This is a genomic window from Pseudomonas sp. B28(2017), from assembly GCF_002113025.1.
In the GTDB taxonomy this organism is placed as follows: Bacteria; Pseudomonadota; Gammaproteobacteria; order Pseudomonadales; family Pseudomonadaceae; genus Aquipseudomonas.
In genome coordinates, this window is record NZ_NEJH01000001.1 from 641891 (window position 1) to 657714 (window position 15824).

At 60.8% G+C, this 15824-nt stretch carries 12 protein-coding genes; 4 read left to right on the forward strand and 8 right to left on the reverse strand.

Going from position 1 to position 15824, the window contains the following annotated elements:
- Positions 1-176: 176 nt before the first annotated feature.
- The 5 genes from CAF65_RS02960 to glgA are packed head-to-tail and all read right to left on the reverse strand — an operon-like array spanning position 177 to position 8792.
- Entirely contained in the window at positions 177-512 is a 336-nt protein-coding gene (locus CAF65_RS02960) for a DUF2934 domain-containing protein (RefSeq protein WP_085714942.1), read from the reverse strand.
- A gap of 21 nt (positions 513-533) precedes the next feature.
- Entirely contained in the window at positions 534-3329 is a 2796-nt protein-coding gene (locus tag CAF65_RS02965) for a malto-oligosyltrehalose synthase (protein ID WP_085714943.1), read from the reverse strand.
- Positions 3326-5404 (reverse strand): 4-alpha-glucanotransferase, encoded by a 2079-nt coding sequence (gene malQ, locus CAF65_RS02970; RefSeq protein ID WP_085714944.1) that lies wholly within the window; start codon positions 5402-5404, stop codon positions 3326-3328. The genes CAF65_RS02965 and malQ overlap by 4 nt, the downstream gene beginning before the upstream one ends.
- The gene (treZ, locus tag CAF65_RS02975; RefSeq protein WP_085714945.1) at positions 5401-7197 is read right to left on the reverse strand and encodes a malto-oligosyltrehalose trehalohydrolase; all 1797 of its coding nucleotides are present in this window, start codon (positions 7195-7197) and stop codon (positions 5401-5403) included. The genes malQ and treZ overlap by 4 nt, the downstream gene beginning before the upstream one ends.
- Before the next feature lie 11 nt (positions 7198-7208).
- Positions 7209-8792, reverse strand: coding sequence for a glycogen synthase GlgA (gene glgA, locus CAF65_RS02980; protein WP_085714946.1), 1584 nt, complete (start codon positions 8790-8792; stop codon positions 7209-7211).
- Positions 8793-9350: 558 nt separating this feature from the next.
- Here glgA and CAF65_RS02985 point away from each other — a divergent pair.
- Entirely contained in the window at positions 9351-10163 is an 813-nt protein-coding gene (locus CAF65_RS02985; protein WP_085714947.1) for a crotonase/enoyl-CoA hydratase family protein, read from the forward strand.
- 6 nt (positions 10164-10169) lie between these two features.
- Complete coding sequence (gene nudC, locus CAF65_RS02990) at positions 10170-11000, forward strand: NAD(+) diphosphatase (RefSeq protein ID WP_085714948.1); 831 nt, start codon at positions 10170-10172, stop codon at positions 10998-11000.
- Here the strand turns inward: nudC and CAF65_RS02995 are convergent.
- The 3 genes from CAF65_RS02995 to CAF65_RS03005 form a co-directional block, all read right to left on the reverse strand.
- Positions 10968-11747: a TSUP family transporter gene (locus CAF65_RS02995; RefSeq protein ID WP_085714949.1), complete on the reverse strand. Its 780-nt coding sequence runs from the start codon at positions 11745-11747 to the stop codon at positions 10968-10970. The two genes, nudC and CAF65_RS02995, sit on opposite strands and share 33 nt — an antisense overlap.
- 200 nt (positions 11748-11947) lie before the next feature.
- The gene (locus tag CAF65_RS03000; RefSeq protein WP_085714950.1) at positions 11948-12424 is read right to left on the reverse strand and encodes a nuclear transport factor 2 family protein; all 477 of its coding nucleotides are present in this window, start codon (positions 12422-12424) and stop codon (positions 11948-11950) included.
- A gap of 55 nt (positions 12425-12479) precedes the next feature.
- A complete protein-coding gene (locus CAF65_RS03005; RefSeq protein WP_085714951.1) occupies positions 12480-13043 on the reverse strand; it encodes a TetR/AcrR family transcriptional regulator in 564 nt (187 codons plus the stop codon).
- Between the two features lie 217 nt (positions 13044-13260).
- On the opposite strand from CAF65_RS03005, the gene pssA reads away from it, so the two are divergent.
- Positions 13261-14604: a CDP-diacylglycerol--serine O-phosphatidyltransferase gene (gene pssA / locus CAF65_RS03010; protein WP_085714952.1), complete on the forward strand. Its 1344-nt coding sequence runs from the start codon at positions 13261-13263 to the stop codon at positions 14602-14604.
- Between the two features lie 135 nt (positions 14605-14739).
- Complete coding sequence (locus tag CAF65_RS03015; RefSeq protein ID WP_085715231.1) at positions 14740-15756, forward strand: AraC family transcriptional regulator; 1017 nt, start codon at positions 14740-14742, stop codon at positions 15754-15756.
- The last annotated feature ends 68 nt before the right edge of the window (positions 15757-15824 follow it).

Here is a 15824-nt window from a genome sequence, read left to right on the forward strand (position 1 = left end):
CAAAACCAATGGCGACTGGCACGCCGCCATCGCGAGCAGGCTCGCTCCCACATTTATCGGGAACGGGCCTCTATTTTTTGAACGACACAGATCCCATGTGGGAGCGAGCCTGCTCGCGAAGAGGCCATAAGACTCAACATTCATGGTGACCCTTCACAAGCCCTGTCAGGACAGTCTCAAACCGCTGGTGGTTTTCGCGGTGCCCGGGGCTTTTTCTCGATGGCCTTTTCTCCTGGCGGGATCACCTTTGAAGCCGCCGCCGGTTTGGCTTTGGTTTTCGGTGCGGCGGTCTTGCCGTTGAGTGTCTTGTCAGGACCAGGTTTTGCGTCGCCGGTTTTCTTCGGCGCTGCTTTGCTGGCGGCGACCTTCGGAGACTTTTTCGGAGCCAGGGCTTCGGCTTCTGCCAGCTTGCGCGCCATCTCCCAGTGGCGGGCTTCCTGACCTTCGGGTTTTCCTTCGGACTCCCAAATCTGATAGGCGAATTCGCGGATGCGTTTTTCGTCGGTACTCATCGCAATGCTCCTGAACTGAACTCAAGTGTGGGTAATTTGAATAATGAGATTGACCGGGAAATCCCCCAGCGCGGCGCTGATCAGCAGCTCCCTGTGTTTTGTGACTGTGATGCCGGAAAAAAGTCCCTTCAGATGTTCGTCAGGGACGGTGAACGGCAATTTGACCCGTGTATCGCCCCACAGCGGCGCGTGGACCTGTGGTTCGGCACTGTTTCCCAGCAGTTCGGCACAGCGTATCGGCACAATCACGATGGCGCGTTTTCCCTCCCGTTCACGGACAAAGCCCAGTACTCGATGGGCCTCGCTGCCCACCACTTCCAGGGCCTGGTAGGCGCCACGCCGAAACAGCTCGGCATGCTCGGCCCGCAGACCCAGGGTGCGCGCAATCAAGGCCTGCTTGATGCGCCCGTCACGCCAGTTCGCCAGCAGATCAGGTGGCTCAACCGATGACAGCATCGCCCGCTGGCGACGGGTGTAATCCACCGGTCGACGGTTGTCCGGATCGACCAGGCTGAAGTCCCAGAAATCGTTGCCCTGATAAAGGTCCGGCACGCCGGGCACGGTCATGCGCAGCAAGGTTTGCGCCAAACCGTTGAGCGCCCCGGGGATGGCAATCGAGCGGGCAGCCTTGGCGAGGGCCGCACGCAACAGCTCACCTTCGGGGCTGAGCAGCAAGCGCTGGATAAAGTCCTCCGTCGCTTGCTCGTAAGTGTCATTGGGTGTGCTCCAACTGCTTTGCAGTTTGGCTTCGCGCAAGGCCTTGCGTTGCCATTGCCAAAGGCGCTTTGCATAGGCCTCGAGCGCCGGCCGATGATCGATATCGAGGTCCAGCGGCCAACTGCCGAGGATCGTTTGATACAGGATCAATTCATCGCCCGCCGACGGCGATTGATCGTCATTGCGCAATGGCCGGGCGAGGGTGCGCCACAGGCCGATCTGCGCGGCGAACCAATTGCTGCGTTCGCTCAACACCGCCAGCCGCGCGCGTGAATCTTCGCCACGCTTGTGATCGTGGGTGGCGCTGGCCAGCAGATTGTCCGGGAAGGTGTCGAGACGCTCGATGCAGGCCTGATGGAAGTCGGCAACCGGCGCACTGAACTGCTCGGTGTTGAACCCCACGTCATTGCGCGAGAGCAGGACTGCCGAACGATAGAGCGCAGTGTCTTCCACTGCTTTCGCCGCGGCCGGCGAAGTCAGTTGCTGGAAACGAACGCAGGCGTGCTTGAGGCGCTTGCGCTGACGACCGGCCGGGCGTAGCCGCCAGGGCTCACCGCCGAGCCAGCCGGCCAGGCAGTCGAGCACCGGCCAGTCTGCCTCGCCCAGTGATTGGCGGGCGCCGTCCATGGCCTGCTGGAAAAATACCTCGTCCCGGGCCGACCGGCCGAGGGCGCCGATGTAGGTGCGGTACACCGGGAAATGCACGATCAGCGCCTGCAAGGCCCGGCGAATGGCGCCGAGGGTCAGGTCGCGGGTCATGAGATTGTCCCGGGCCACTTGCAGCAGGGCCTGGGCGACGCTTTCGAAATCCCCGGCCAGGGAACTGCTGAGGATTTGCTGGCGGGCCAGCTGTGCTTCCCGGGAGAAGTCGGCGGGCCGCTCGCTGTGACGATGCCAGAGTTGGGCCAGCGTCTGCGCGCCCCGTGGATCATGTTGCAGGAGTGACAACTGGTTCATGAATTCGTAACCGGTGGTGCCATCCACCGACCAGTCGCGATGCAGGGTTTCGCCTTCGCCGAGGATCTTTTCAACATGGATTGGCAGGTGACGGCCCGCAGACAGACTGTCGACCCGGCGACGCAGCTTTCGGCAGTAGCCCCGCGGGTCGGCAAGGCCGTCGATGTGGTCGATGCGCAATCCGTCGATCAACCCCTCAGCCACCAATTGGAAGATCTTTGCGTGGGTGGCTTCGAACACAGCGGGCCGCTCGACGCGCAGTCCGCCGAGTTCATTGATATCAAAGAAGCGTCGCCAGTTGATGTCATCGGCGGCAGTGCGCCAGCTGGCGAGGCGATAGCTCTGGCGTTCCAGCAGGCTGTGCAGGCGCTGGAAGCCTTCGCCGGTCACTGAGTCGTAGTTTTTCAGGTGCTGGTCAATGGCCTGGGCAATGGCCGGATCGCAGACCAGATCGCGCAGTTCTGCTTTCAGTGGGATGGCCAGGCTGTGGGCGTCGCTCTGGTAGCTCAGTGTGCTGAAGCGATCGGCCAGGGATTTGAGTTGTTCGGCCTGTTGCGTATCAAGCAGTGCATCGGTCTTGAGCAGTTCGCCGTAATCGCAGGGGCAAACGGGAAAGCGGTGTTCGTAGTGCTCGACATGGAAGCTGCCGTGCCAGGCATCGAATCGCAAGGGCAGGGTGCCGTCCTGCAACGCGACGCCGTAATCGCTGCCCAGAAACGGCAGGAGCAACTGACCCTCCATCAACGGATCGGAAGAGTGCCACTGGATATCGAAAAACTCGCCGTAGGGGCTCAGGCGCCCCCATTCCAGCAAATCCAGCCACCAGGGATTATCACTGCCACCGACCGCCATGTGATTGGAGACGATGTCGAGGATCAAACCCATGTTCTGCTCGTGCAAGGCACTGACCAGGCAGCGCAGCGCCACTTCTCCGCCCAGCTCCGGGTTGACCCTGGTCGGGTCGACCACGTCATAGCCATGCACGGACCCGGCGCGAGCACGAAGCAGCGGGGAGGCATAGACATGGCTGATGCCGAGGCGAGCGAAAAAAGGCACCAGTGGCACTGCATCTTCCAGGGTGAAGCCTTTATGAAATTGCAGGCGCAATGTGGCGCGCAGCGGTCGTGTCGGCACTTGAGTCATCGATCACGCTCGACCGCCTGAAGTCGCGCACAGGCGAGCAGTTCCAGGCGCCGCGCGGCATCCGCTCCATCGAGCAGGGCTTCGCTGTATCCGGGCAAGCGCCGCGACCAGTTCGGGTGGGTGTCGATGGTACCCGGCAGGTTGGCCTGTTGTTCAACGCCAAGGGCATCTTCCAGCGGCAGCAGCACCAAGGGTGCTCGGGTATGGCCGAGAAAGCGCACGCTGGCATCGAGCACCTGGTCTGTTTCGTGGGACTCCTCGCGAAAGTTCTGCGGGTCCTGGCTCAACGCCCGGCGCAGGCCTTCACGCTCGCGCTCGCGGTGCTGGCGCCATTCGATTTCGCCGCTGGCATCGATCATGCCGAGCCGGGCGTTCCAGTCGATGTCCCGGCCATGCCACCAGCCGTTGAGGGTGGGCAGGTCATGGGTGCTGGTGGTCGCCAGGGCGTTGTCCGGCCAGTCGAGGATTGGCTTGAAGTGAGTGTTGTCCTGCTCGAACAGCAATACCCGCATGCCGAGCATCGAGCGGGCGATGAGTTTTTCCCGCAGGCCGTCCGGCACGGTGCCGAGGTCTTCGCCGAGGACGATGGCCTGGTGACGATGGGATTCGAGGGTCAACAAACGCAGCAGGTCGTCCACCGGGTAGTACAGGTAAGCTCCGTCGGTCGGTGGCGAGCCGTTGGGGATCACCCACAAGCGCTGCAGCCCCATGACGTGATCGATACGCAAGCCACCGCAATGGGCGAAATTGGCCCGCAGCATTTCGATGAAGGCACGAAAACCATTGCGTACCAGGCCTTCAGGGGCGAATGCGGAAATTCCCCAGCCCTGGCCACTGCGGTTGAGAATGTCCGGTGGCGCACCGACGGTCAGGGCGGCGAGCAGTTCGTCCTGACGGCTCCAGGCCTGGCTGCCGCTGCCATCGGCACCGACGGCCAGATCGGCGATCAGGCCGATACTCATGCCACTGGCGCGGGCGGCGGCTTGCGCACGCTCCAGGCAGCGAGCGATCAGCCACTGACAGAAAGCGAAGAAGCCGATGCGTCCGGCATTCTCTTCGGTAAATGCCGTTACTTCGGCGCTGCGCGGGTTGCGCCAGGGTTCGGGCCACAGCCGCCAGTCGAGGTGTTCACCGCGGGCAGCGCGAGCTTCCTGGATGGCTTCGAAGCGGCAATGGTTTTCCAGCGCTTCGCCCCCAGCGTGACGAAAACTGCTGAAGTCTTCATGCAACGGGTGTTCACCCTGGACGAAGCCTTCATACAGTGCCTGCAACAATCGATGCTTGGCTTCGGCGGCGGCCGGCCAGTCAATCAGCGGGCGTTCTTCCAGCGCCTTGAGTTCAATGGCCAGCCCGGTTGCATCAATGGCGGTACGCAGGGCGCGTTCGCCGAGAATGGTGCCGGGGGCGCAGTAAAGGCTGTTGAGAAACAAACGGCTGGACGGCGAATACGGGCTATAGCGCTGTGTGTCACTGGAAAACATTGCATGCAACGGGCTGATCGCCAGTGCCTCGGCGCCACGTTCACCGGCGACCCGGGCGAGTTCCTCAAGCGCCTGGGTGTCACCAAACCCGCCATCGCCGGGGCGGCGCAAACCATACAACTGCACGCTCAGGCCCCAGGCACGCGGGATCGGGTTATCCACGGCATCGGCCACGCTGTAGCAACGGGCCGGGGCCACGGCGAGGGTGAAGGTTTGCCCGTCGATGTCGACCTGTTGATAGCCGACCGGTACCAGCCCCGGCAGCACCGCTTTGGCGTCCAGCTTCAGGTTGAGCCGCGAGCCGTCCTCGAGGTGGATTTCGCAAGGGGTATCAGGCTCGAAGTAGCGCGCCAGGTCCAGGCCAACCCCCACATCGGCGGTCATCAATGGCGGCAAGCGGTGTGTCTGTTGCGCTGCCTGTAACTCCAGCAGGCTGGCGTCGATTTCCTGGGCACTGCCAGCCGGGTGGCCCAGGCCGGTCAGCACGTTGCGCAACACCGACGGCGCGACTCTTTGCGGGCGGCCGTTGGCGTCGATCCAGTCGACCGCGAGGCCGGCACGGCTGGCCAGAATTTCCAGTTGCGCATCACTCATGGACGCTCTCCATACGGGGTAGCAAAGGGGGCTGCTGCGACGAGGCTGACTAGTGCGCAATACGGAGCAAGGGTGCCCTGGTCCAGCAGGTCGGCGCTTTCTGGTGGGTATTCGAACAACCGTGCGGCACCGGTCTGTGCGGTGTGGAATACGGGCCTGTCGCCGAGGTTCAGGTCAATACGCAGTTGGCTGCCATCGCCCAAGCGCCAGGATGCACTCACCGCGCCTTCGCCCAGCACGTCTGTGCCCAGTGCCTGGGTGCCCGGCAGGCGCGGCATGATGAGCCGATGGCGGATCTGCAATAGTCGGCAATAAAGGTCGTGCATTTCTGAATGACCGGTCGATGGCAGGACCGGGCGCGACGCTTCGAACGTTTGCGGATCATTCGGGTCCGGAATGTGTTTGCGTTGACGCGGGTCCGCAAACGCGCTGAATGCGGCGAACTCGTTACGTCGGCCGTCGCGGACCCGCTTTGCTAATTCGCCATGATGGCTGGTGAAAAACAGGAAGGGTTGTTCGACGGCGAACTCGTCACCCATGAACAGCAGCGGAATCATCGGCGACAACAGCAGCAATACGGTGGCGGCCCGCAGCGCTTGCGGATGGGCAAGTTGATGCAGGCGCTCGCCGAAGGCCCGATTGCCGATCTGGTCATGGTTTTGCAAAAACAGGATGAATGCGCCGGGCGGCAAATGCCCACTGGGTTCACCGCGCGCCACACCATGGCGGTTGAGATCGCCCTGGAACACGAAACCCTGGCTCAGGCAGCACGCCAGTTGTTCGGTGGGGTTTTGCGCGTAATCGGCGTAATAGGCATCGGATTCTCCGGTCAGCAACACATGCAGGGCGTTATGGCCGTCATCGTTCCACTGCGCGTCGTAACCCTGTTCCAGCAAGCTGGCCTGGTTGTGTTCGTTCTCCACCATCAGCCAGACATGCCGCGCCGGCCCCGTCTGCTGGCGCACCCGTTGCGCCAGTTCCTGGAGGAAATCCGGGTCTTCGATGGCGTGCACCGCGTCCAGGCGCAACCCGTCGAAACGGTATTCCAGCAACCACATCAAGGCGTTTTCGATGAAGAAGTCCCGTACTTCGCGACGGCGCAAGTCGATGGCTGCGCCCCACGGCGTGTGTTTGTCCTGGCGAAAAAAGCCCTTGGCATAACGATGCAGGTAATTGCCGTCCGGGCCGAAGTGGTTGTAGACCACGTCGAGGATCACCGCCAGGCCGTGGCCGTGGGCGGTGTCGATCAAGTGCTTGAGTTGCTCGGGGGAGCCGTATGAAGCCTGGGGTGCGTAGGGCAGGACGCCGTCATAACCCCAATTGCGCTCACCGGGAAACTGCGCGATGGGCATCAGTTCGATCGCGGTGACGCCCAGTTCGACCAGGCGTGCCAGATGCTGCTCGACGGCACTGAAGCCGCCGAGCGCACCGACATGCAATTCATAGATCACTGCTTCGTTCCATGGTCGTCCCAACCAGGTACTGTGTTGCCACGCATAGGCCAGCGGATCGACCACCACGCTGTGTCGGTCGATATCGCCGGCCTGGGCGCGGGAGGCCGGGTCGGGTACTTCCAGTTCGCCGTCGATGCTGTAGCGGTAACGCGTACCCGCCGGGCATCGGGTGTTGCTCACGAACCAGCCGTCGGCCTGGGGCAGCAACGGCAAGGACTGTCCATTTTCCAGTTCGACACTGACGTAAAACGCATCTGGCGCCCACAACGCGAATCGCGTGTGCTCTGCGTCCAGCATGATTGCGCCGTGAGGCCAGGTCTCAAGGGTCCGTAACGGCATCTTGAAAGCCTCTACTGTTTGTTCGATTTCCCCAACGCTTTCGCCACAAGCTGTTCGTAAAGCTCGGCGTAGGGTACGACCGCCTTGCACCAGTTGAACGGTGCAGCCATGGCCCGGCACCGCATGGCGTGCAGCAAGTCGGGGAAGGCAAATACCTTGAACGCGCGGCTCAGGGCTTCCTTGTAACTTTGCACCGTGGATTCATCGAACAGGAACCCGGTCACGCCGTTTTCGATGGTGTCGGCCAGGCCACCGGTATTGCGTGCCACCGGCAATGAGCCGAAGCGCTGGGCGTACATCTGGCTCAAGCCGCAGGGCTCGTAACGCGAAGGCATCAGCAGGAAGTCGCTGCCGGCGAACATGCGCCGGGCATCGGTTTCGTTAAAGCCAATACGCACGCCGATCTGCCCGGGGAAGCGCAGGGCCAGTTCGCGCATCGACTGTTCTTCTTCCGGCTCGCCACGGCCGATGATCGCGATCTGGCCGCCGGATTTGACGATGTATTCGGAGACCGCTTCGGTCAGGTCCAGGCCTTTCTGGTAGACCAGGCGCGAAACCACGGCGAACAGCGGCCCTTCGGAGTCTTGCAGGCCGAACAGCTCGCGGACATGGGCGGCGTTCACCGCCTTGCCATCCCAGTCGCCGATGTTGAACGGGCAGAACAGGTGCGGATCAGTCGCCGCATCCCAGCTTTCATCGATGCCGTTGGGTATCCCGCTGAGCAGGCCTTGCTGGGTCTTGGCGGCGAGAAAACCGTCGAGACCGCAGCCGAAATCCGGGGTGGTGATTTCCTGGGCGTAGGTCGCGCTGACGGTGGTGATGTGGCTCGAATAGGCCATGCCGGCCTTGAGGAACGACATCTTGCCGTAGAACTCCATGCCTTCCTGTTGCAGCGCGTGATGGGGAATGCCCAGTTCGGGGCATGAGCCCAGGCTGGTCACGCCTTGATACGCCAGGTTGTGAATGGTGAACAGCGTCGGCGTGCGTTGTCCACGCCAGTGCATGTAGGCCGGGGCCAGGCCGGCGGGCCAGTCGTGGGCGTGCACCAGGTCCGGGCACCAGTGGATTTGTGCGAGGTTGGCGGCAATATCCGCCGCCGCCAGGCCCAGGCGGGCGAAACGGATATGGTTGTCCGGCCAGTCGCGGCCGTTGTTGGCGCCGTAGGGCGAACCTTCGCGCTCGTAGAGTTCGGGGCAGATCAACACGTAAATGACCAGACCATCGGGCATGTCCATGCGCCCGATCTTGCACGGTGGCAATGCAGCATGCCCGCCAAGCTCACCGATGATATGAATGGGGTTCTCGCTGTGCAGCACCTGCGGGTAACCCGGGATCAACACCCGCACATCATGCAGGTGAGCCATGGCCCGTGGCAGCGCTGCGGAAACGTCGCCCAGGCCACCGGTTTTCACCAGGTCGGCAATTTCCGAGGTGACGAACAACACTTTTTTACGGTTCGGATTCTGGTTGGCTGCCGGGGTCAGCGTCCTGGTGCCAGGAATGCTGATGGGGTGGGTATTTGCGGCAGTTACGGCGCTCGATTCGCCGACCTGATGAGCACGCTCTCCCTGTATTTCCAAAGCCGTACCGATCATATGAATCTCCCGTGTTGTTGATCTAATTCTTAGGTCTGGCAAACGGTGTTTCATGGCCAATTCCGCTGGCCAGGCGCAATCGCGCTACGCATCAGTGAGCAAACGCTGCCCAATGCGTCGAAGCAAAAGGGGTGAATGAGCCGTTGCAAGGATTGCACCAGTCGCAACGCACCTTCTTGTCAGAGGACCGATCGGGATTGGAAAAAGTTTCGACTTTTTTTCCACTTTGTGACCGACCGGTTTCGTCTCGAGAAAATGAGTCTAGGCCAGAACTTAGAGCGGTAAAGGGCAGATGGCAAAATTGTTCGACAATTGGTTTGTAGCGGTACGGACGTGCCTGATCGAGGTGCGGGCGCCCCGACGAAGTGCATGTTTTTTTGCGTTTTGGCCTCAAAAAGTCACCGGGCAGTCACATAAATGTGCGACGCGATCGAGCGGCAGTGCACCGTTTTGGTGCGCGCGATGAGTCCCGCATTTGGCTGAACCACTGCCTTACTGCCTGCCTTGATGCCTTGTTATAGTTCGGGCCTCATTTCTGCCCGCAAAAGGATCACTGGCATGTCTCGTTACACCGCGTTCAACGTCGAACTGGTCGATAAAATCGCCCATGTGCAGATCAACCGCCCGGAAAAGATCAACTCGATGAACGCTGCGTTCTGGAGCGAGATCGTCGAGATCTTCCAGTGGGTCGACGACACTGATGAAGTGCGCGTGGTGGTGCTCAGCGGGGCAGGCAAGCATTTCTCCTCGGGTATCGACCTGATGATGCTGGCCGGCGTGGCCAATGAGCTTGGCAAGGACGTCGGCCGCAATGCGCGCCTGTTGCGACGCAAGATTCTCACCTTGCAAGCGTCGTTCAATGCGGTCGATAACTGCCGCAAACCGGTGCTTGCGGCCATACAGGGTTACTGCCTGGGTGGCGCCATCGACCTGATTGCAGCGTGTGACATGCGTTATGCCGCTGCAGACGCACAGTTTTCAATCAAGGAAATCGACATCGGCATGGCTGCCGACGTCGGCACATTGCAACGCTTGCCGCGAATCATCGGTGACGGCATGCTGCGTGAACTGGCTTACACTGGTCGCACCTTTGGCGCCGACGAAGCGCGGGGCATGGGCCTGGTCAATCGCGTCTACAGCGACAACGCCAGCCTGCTCGACGGTGTCATGGGCATTGCCCGCGACATCGCCGGCAAGTCGCCGATCGCCGTCACCGGCACCAAAGAGATGATCAGCTACATGCGTGACCATCGCATCGATGATGGACTCGAATACATCGCCACCTGGAACGCCGCCATGCTGCAATCCACCGATCTGCGCGTGGCCATGGCCGCCCATATGAGCAAACAGAAACCCGAATTTCTGGATTGATTAACCATGATTCCTCGCTGGACCACTGCAGTACTGGACACCGATCAACCTGGTGGCTGGGCCGTCGCGCGCAGCCCCGAGGGTTTTCTGTTCGATGACAATGGCGCCTTGTTTGCGCGTGAATGGTTAAAGCGCCAGGACCTGTCGATTCTCGCTGAGCATGGCATTGGTCATCTCGACGGCGAGCCGGTCTATCTGCTGGAGTTGCGCAGTCACAGCGAGGTGCCGGGCTGCAACTGGAAAGGCCTGCGGGCGTTCATGCTGGAAGGCGATCACACGCTCTACAAGGTGCTCGGTTACGCCGCACAGATCGGCACCTGGGCCCGCGAGCACCGCTTTTGCGGCAATTGCGGGCAGGCGACCCATCAGGTGGTGCGTGAACGGGCGATGTACTGCGAGCCGTGTGACTTGCGCTATTACCCGCGCATTTCGCCGAGCATGATCGTGCTGGTGACCCGTGGCGACGAGATTCTGCTGGGCCGTTCGCCGCGTTTTGTGCCGGGTGTCTACAGCACCCTGGCCGGGTTTGCCGAGCCGGGCGAATCGGCCGAGGACTGCCTGATTCGCGAGGTTCGCGAAGAGGTGAGCATCGAGGTGAAGAACATCCAGTACATGGGCAGCCAATGCTGGCCGTTCCCGCACTCGATGATGCTCGGCTTTCATGCCGAATACGCCGGTGGCGAGATCGTCTGTCAGGAAGACGAGATCGAAGATGCCCGGTGGTTCAACGTGCACGAGCTGCCGCCGTTGCCGGCGTCACGCTCGATTGCCCGCTACCTGATCGACGTCTATGTGGCGCGGCGTCTAGGCCACGCTGAACCAGTGCTGCCAGGCTAGGCGCACGGTCAGGCCCAGCACCACGGTGATGAACACCGGGCGAATGAATTTCGCGCCGCCGCTGATGGCGGTGCGGGCGCCGAAGAAGGCGCCGACCATCAACGACGAGCCCATGCACAGGCCGATGATCCAGTCCACCTGACCGGAAAAGATGAAGATCGACAGCGCCGCCGCGTTGCTGACGAAGTTCATGCTGCGCGCCACTCCGCTGGCCTTCACCAGGTCGATGGGGTACAGCAGCAGGCTGCTCACGGTCCAGAAGGCGCCCGTGCCGGGACCGGCCACGCCGTCATAGAAGCCGAGGCTGAAGCCTTGGGTCGACTGCCACGTTTTCTTGATCGGTGCGTCGCTGTCCGATGGCGCTTTCGGCGTGCCGCCAAACAATAGATAGACCCCGCAAGCGAAGACGATCACTGGCAGCATCTTGTTCAGCCATTCCGCTGGCAGGTAATGCGCGACCACGGCACCGGTCAGCGCACCGACCAGGGTTCCGACGATGGCGTGCACCCATTGTGCAGGGTGGAACAGCTTGCGGCGGTAGAAGGTGAAACTGGCAATCGCCGAACCGAAGGTCGAACTGAGCTTGTTGGTGCCTAGCACCAGATGCGGCGGCAGGCCGGCGGTCAACAGGGCCGGGGTGGTCAACAGACCACCGCCACCGGCGATGGCATCGATGAAACCGGCAACAAAAGCGACAAGGGCCAGGATGGCCAGGGTGGAGAGGTCAACACTGAGTTCGAAAGGCATGGGGTCGGCTTATTCGGCGGGTGCAGAAAGAGGCTGCAGGGAAGGGGCGGTATGTTACCGGCCTGAACGCCACAAAACCATTGTGGGAGCGAGCCTGCTCGCGAAAGCGGTGTGTCAGCCAGCATTGATGCTGGATCTGATGACCCCCTTCGCGAGCAGGTCGGATCGCCGCACCGTCGCTCCCACATTTTGCTAAGTGTTTACAAGCCAAGATCCGACAAACTCGGGTGATCGTCAGGACGACGCCCCAGCGGCCAGTGGAACTTGCGCTCGCTTTCCTTGATCGGCATGTCGTTGATGCAGGCGAAGCGGCGGGCCATCAGGCCGTCCTCGTTGAACTCCCAGTTTTCGTTGCCATAGGAACGGAACCAGTTGCCCGAGTCATCGTGCCATTCATAGGCATAACGCACGGCGATGCGGTTGTCGGTAAAGGCCCAGAGTTCCTTGATCAGTCGATAATCCAGCTCCTTGGCCCATTTACGGGTCAGGAAGCCCTTGGCTTCTTCGCGGTTGTAAGCGAACTCGGCGCGATTGCGCCATTGGGTGTCCAGGGTGTAGGCCAGGGACACGCGCTCGGGGTCGCGGGAGTTCCAGCCGTCTTCAGCCAGGCGAACTTTTTCAATGGCCGATTCACGGGTGAAAGGGGGTAATGGCGGACGAACTTCGGCATTAGACATTTCAAGTCTCCATATCAAGTTAAAGTTAAAACAACTGTCGAGCTTGATTAAGTTGCTACAGGCCCAATAACTTTCGCGCCATGCATTGCGCATTATCGGCGGCACTGTGATCACCCATTACAAGCGCCACGGTAATGGCACCATCGATCAGGATCAGCAGTTGTCTGGCCAGCATCTGCGGATCCTCGGCACCCTGTTCGGTACACAGCTCGCACACGTAGTCGAGCAGCTTCTGTTTATGTTCTTTGGCGACCAGGCGCACCGGGTCTTGCGGGTCGCCGGTTTCGCCACTGGTGTTGATGAAGGCGCAGCCGCGAAAGCCTTCGCTGGCGAACCACGATTTGAGTACGGTAAACAGGTTGAGCAGTCGCTCGGCCGGCGTTTGGGCCTGGCCGACTTCCTCGCGGTACCAATGCATCCAGCGCTGGTCGCGGCGTTGCAGGGCAGCCACCACCAGTTCGTCCTTGTTGGCGAAGTAGCGATAAATGCTTTTTCTGGAGACGCCGGCGGTTTTCACCAGAAGATCCATGCCAGTGGCGGCTATGCCACTTTTGTAGATCAACTTTTCGGTGACATCCAGAATGATGTCGCGTGTGTCATTGCTAGTGATTTCATTCATGTGGCAAACAGTAGAACGATCATTCTCCATGGTCAATTAATATTTTTGTGGCGCCTGATAAATGGTCTTCGCGAGCAGGCTCGCTCCCACATTGAAATGCATTCCCCCTGTGGGAGCGAGCCTGCTCGCGAAGGGGATATTACAGACAGTAACAAGACCCAAACCTTTGCATGGTGTAAGCTCTCGGGTTCTTCGGATTCGACCCATTGCGAGCCCTATGCCGTCGCTTTTCAAACGTTCCCTGCTGCCCAAACTGCGCAGTTTTCCGCTGACAGCCGATGCCGTCGGCATCCTCAGCGGCGCTGCCGAATTCCGTCGTTGCCTGCTGGAGAAAATCGCCGGCGCGACCCGGCGCATTTACATCGTTGCGCTGTACCTGCAACAGGATGAAGCCGGCCAGGAAATCCTCGATGCCTTGCACGCGGCCAAACTGGCGCGTCCGGAACTGGACGTGGTGGTGGTGGTCGACTGGCTGCGCGCCCAGCGCGGCCTGATCGGTGCCGGCAAACAACCGGGCAACTCCGCCTGGTATCAGGAAATGACCCGCACCCACGAAAGTGTGGTGCCGGTCTACGGCGTCCCGGTACAAACCCGCGAACTGTTCGGTGTGTTGCACCTCAAAGGCTTCGTGATCGATGACTGTGTGATCTACAGCGGCGCGAGCCTGAACAACGTCTATCTGCACAAGTTCGACAAGTACCGCTATGACCGCTATCACCTGCTGCACAATCGCGAACTGGCTGATTCGATGCAGCACCTGGTGCAGCACGGCCTGGTGGCCTCAAAAGCCGTGCACCGCCTAGACCTGCCGAACCTGCCGACCACCCGCAGCCTGCGCCATGACATCGGCGACCTGCGCAGCCGCCTCAAGCACGCGGCGTATGACACTACGCGGGGCACCACCGACAGGGCTGGCTTGTCAGTCAGTCCGTTGCTCGGCGTCGGCAAGAACAATCCGCTGAACCGGGTGATCTGCGAACTGATCGCCAGCGCCCGGCAGCAACTGACCATTTGCACACCGTACTTCAACCTGCCGCTGGCGATCATCCGTGAGATCAACCGTGCGCTGGCCCGTGGGGTGAAGATCGACATTGTGGTCGGCGACAAGACGGCCAACGACTTCTACATTCCGCCGAGCGAACCGTTCCGGGTCATTTCGGCGCTGCCGTACCTGTATGAAATCAGCTTGCGCCGGTTTGCCAAGCGCCATCAGCGCAACATCGACAGCGGTCAGTTGAACCTGCACCTGTGGCGTGATGGCGACAACTCCTATCACCTCAAGGGCATGTGGATCGATCAGCGTTATACCTTGCTGACCGGCAACAACCTCAACCCGCGGGCGTTTCGACTCGACCTGGAAAACGCCTTGTTGATCGATGATCCGCACAGCGAGTGGCTGGAGCCGCGTCGCAACGAGCTGACAGAGATCTTCCAGCACACCCGTCGTATCGAGCATTTCCAGAGCCTGGAAACCCTTGCCGAATACCCGATGGGCGTCGCCAAGTTCCTCAAGCGCGTGAGTCGCGTGCGGATCGAGCGCTTGCTTTACCGCATTCTGTAAACCCGGTGGGTCTCAGAAAAGCAATCGCGAGCAAGCTCGCTCCCACGAGGTATCGTGGCTCACAGGATCTGCGGTGAGTGGGTGGTTTCGGCTAATATGCCTCCACTCGAACAAGAACAGGGCTTGCCGCGATCCATGTCGGAAAAAGACACCATCTCCATCCAACTGGTGCGTGAAGCACTGTTGCAAAGCTGCGCACCAGGCATCGCCACGGACGAGGTGCTGATCAAGGTTGGCATCGACCCGCAGCTATTGGGTAACCCCGACGCCCGTGTTCCGGCCGCGGCTTATGCACGACTGTGGCGGTTGCTGGCACGGCGCGGGGATGATGAGTTTTTTGGCATGGACCCACGCAAACTGAAATCCGGCAGTTTTGCGTTTCTGTGCCGCAGCGCCATGCTCCAGCCCAGCGTGGCGGCGGGGCTGACCAGCGGCTTGGCGTTTCTGTCGTTGGTCCTCGAACACCTGCCGGCGCAGTTGGTGCGTCAGCAAAGCCTGGCGGAAATTGTCCTGCTGGAGGACGACAAAGACCCGCGCCGGGCCTTCACCTATTTCACCTATTGGATGATCGTGCACGGCGTTGCCTGCTGGCTGGCAGGGCGGCGGATTCCGATTCTGGCCATCGAACTACGCTGTTTGAAACCGGATTTCTGCGATGACTATCAGGTAATGTTTTCCGAGAACCTGCGTTTCGACCGTCCGCGCACGCGGATGATTTTCTCCGCCGATTGCCTGGATTTGCCGATCAAGCGCAGCCCCGAGGAACTCAAGCGATTCCTGGTCCATGCGCCAGCGAACATTCTGGTGAAGTACCGCGATCCGCAGAGCCTGGCCAGCCGTATCAAACACGATCTACGCCACCTGCCAGCTGAACACTGGCCCGAAACCGAAGCCCTGGCGCAACGTCTGTGCATCTCGGCTTCAACTTTGCGCCGCCGACTGGCCGAAGAAGGACAGACCTATCAAGGCCTCAAGGATGGTGTGCGCAAGGAACTGGCGATTGTCTGGCTGGCCGAGCCTGCGATCAGCTTCAGTGAAATTGCCACGCGGCTCGGGTTCGCCGACGTCAGCTCGTTCTACAAGGCGTTTCGCAAGTGGTCGGGGTCAAATCCGGGGCATTACCGCAGCCTGATTCTCAATGACGTCGAGTGAGCTCAGCGGCGCAGTGACCATTCTTCACGGATGATTTCGCGGATTTACTTCGGGGGAAGTCCCGCTGG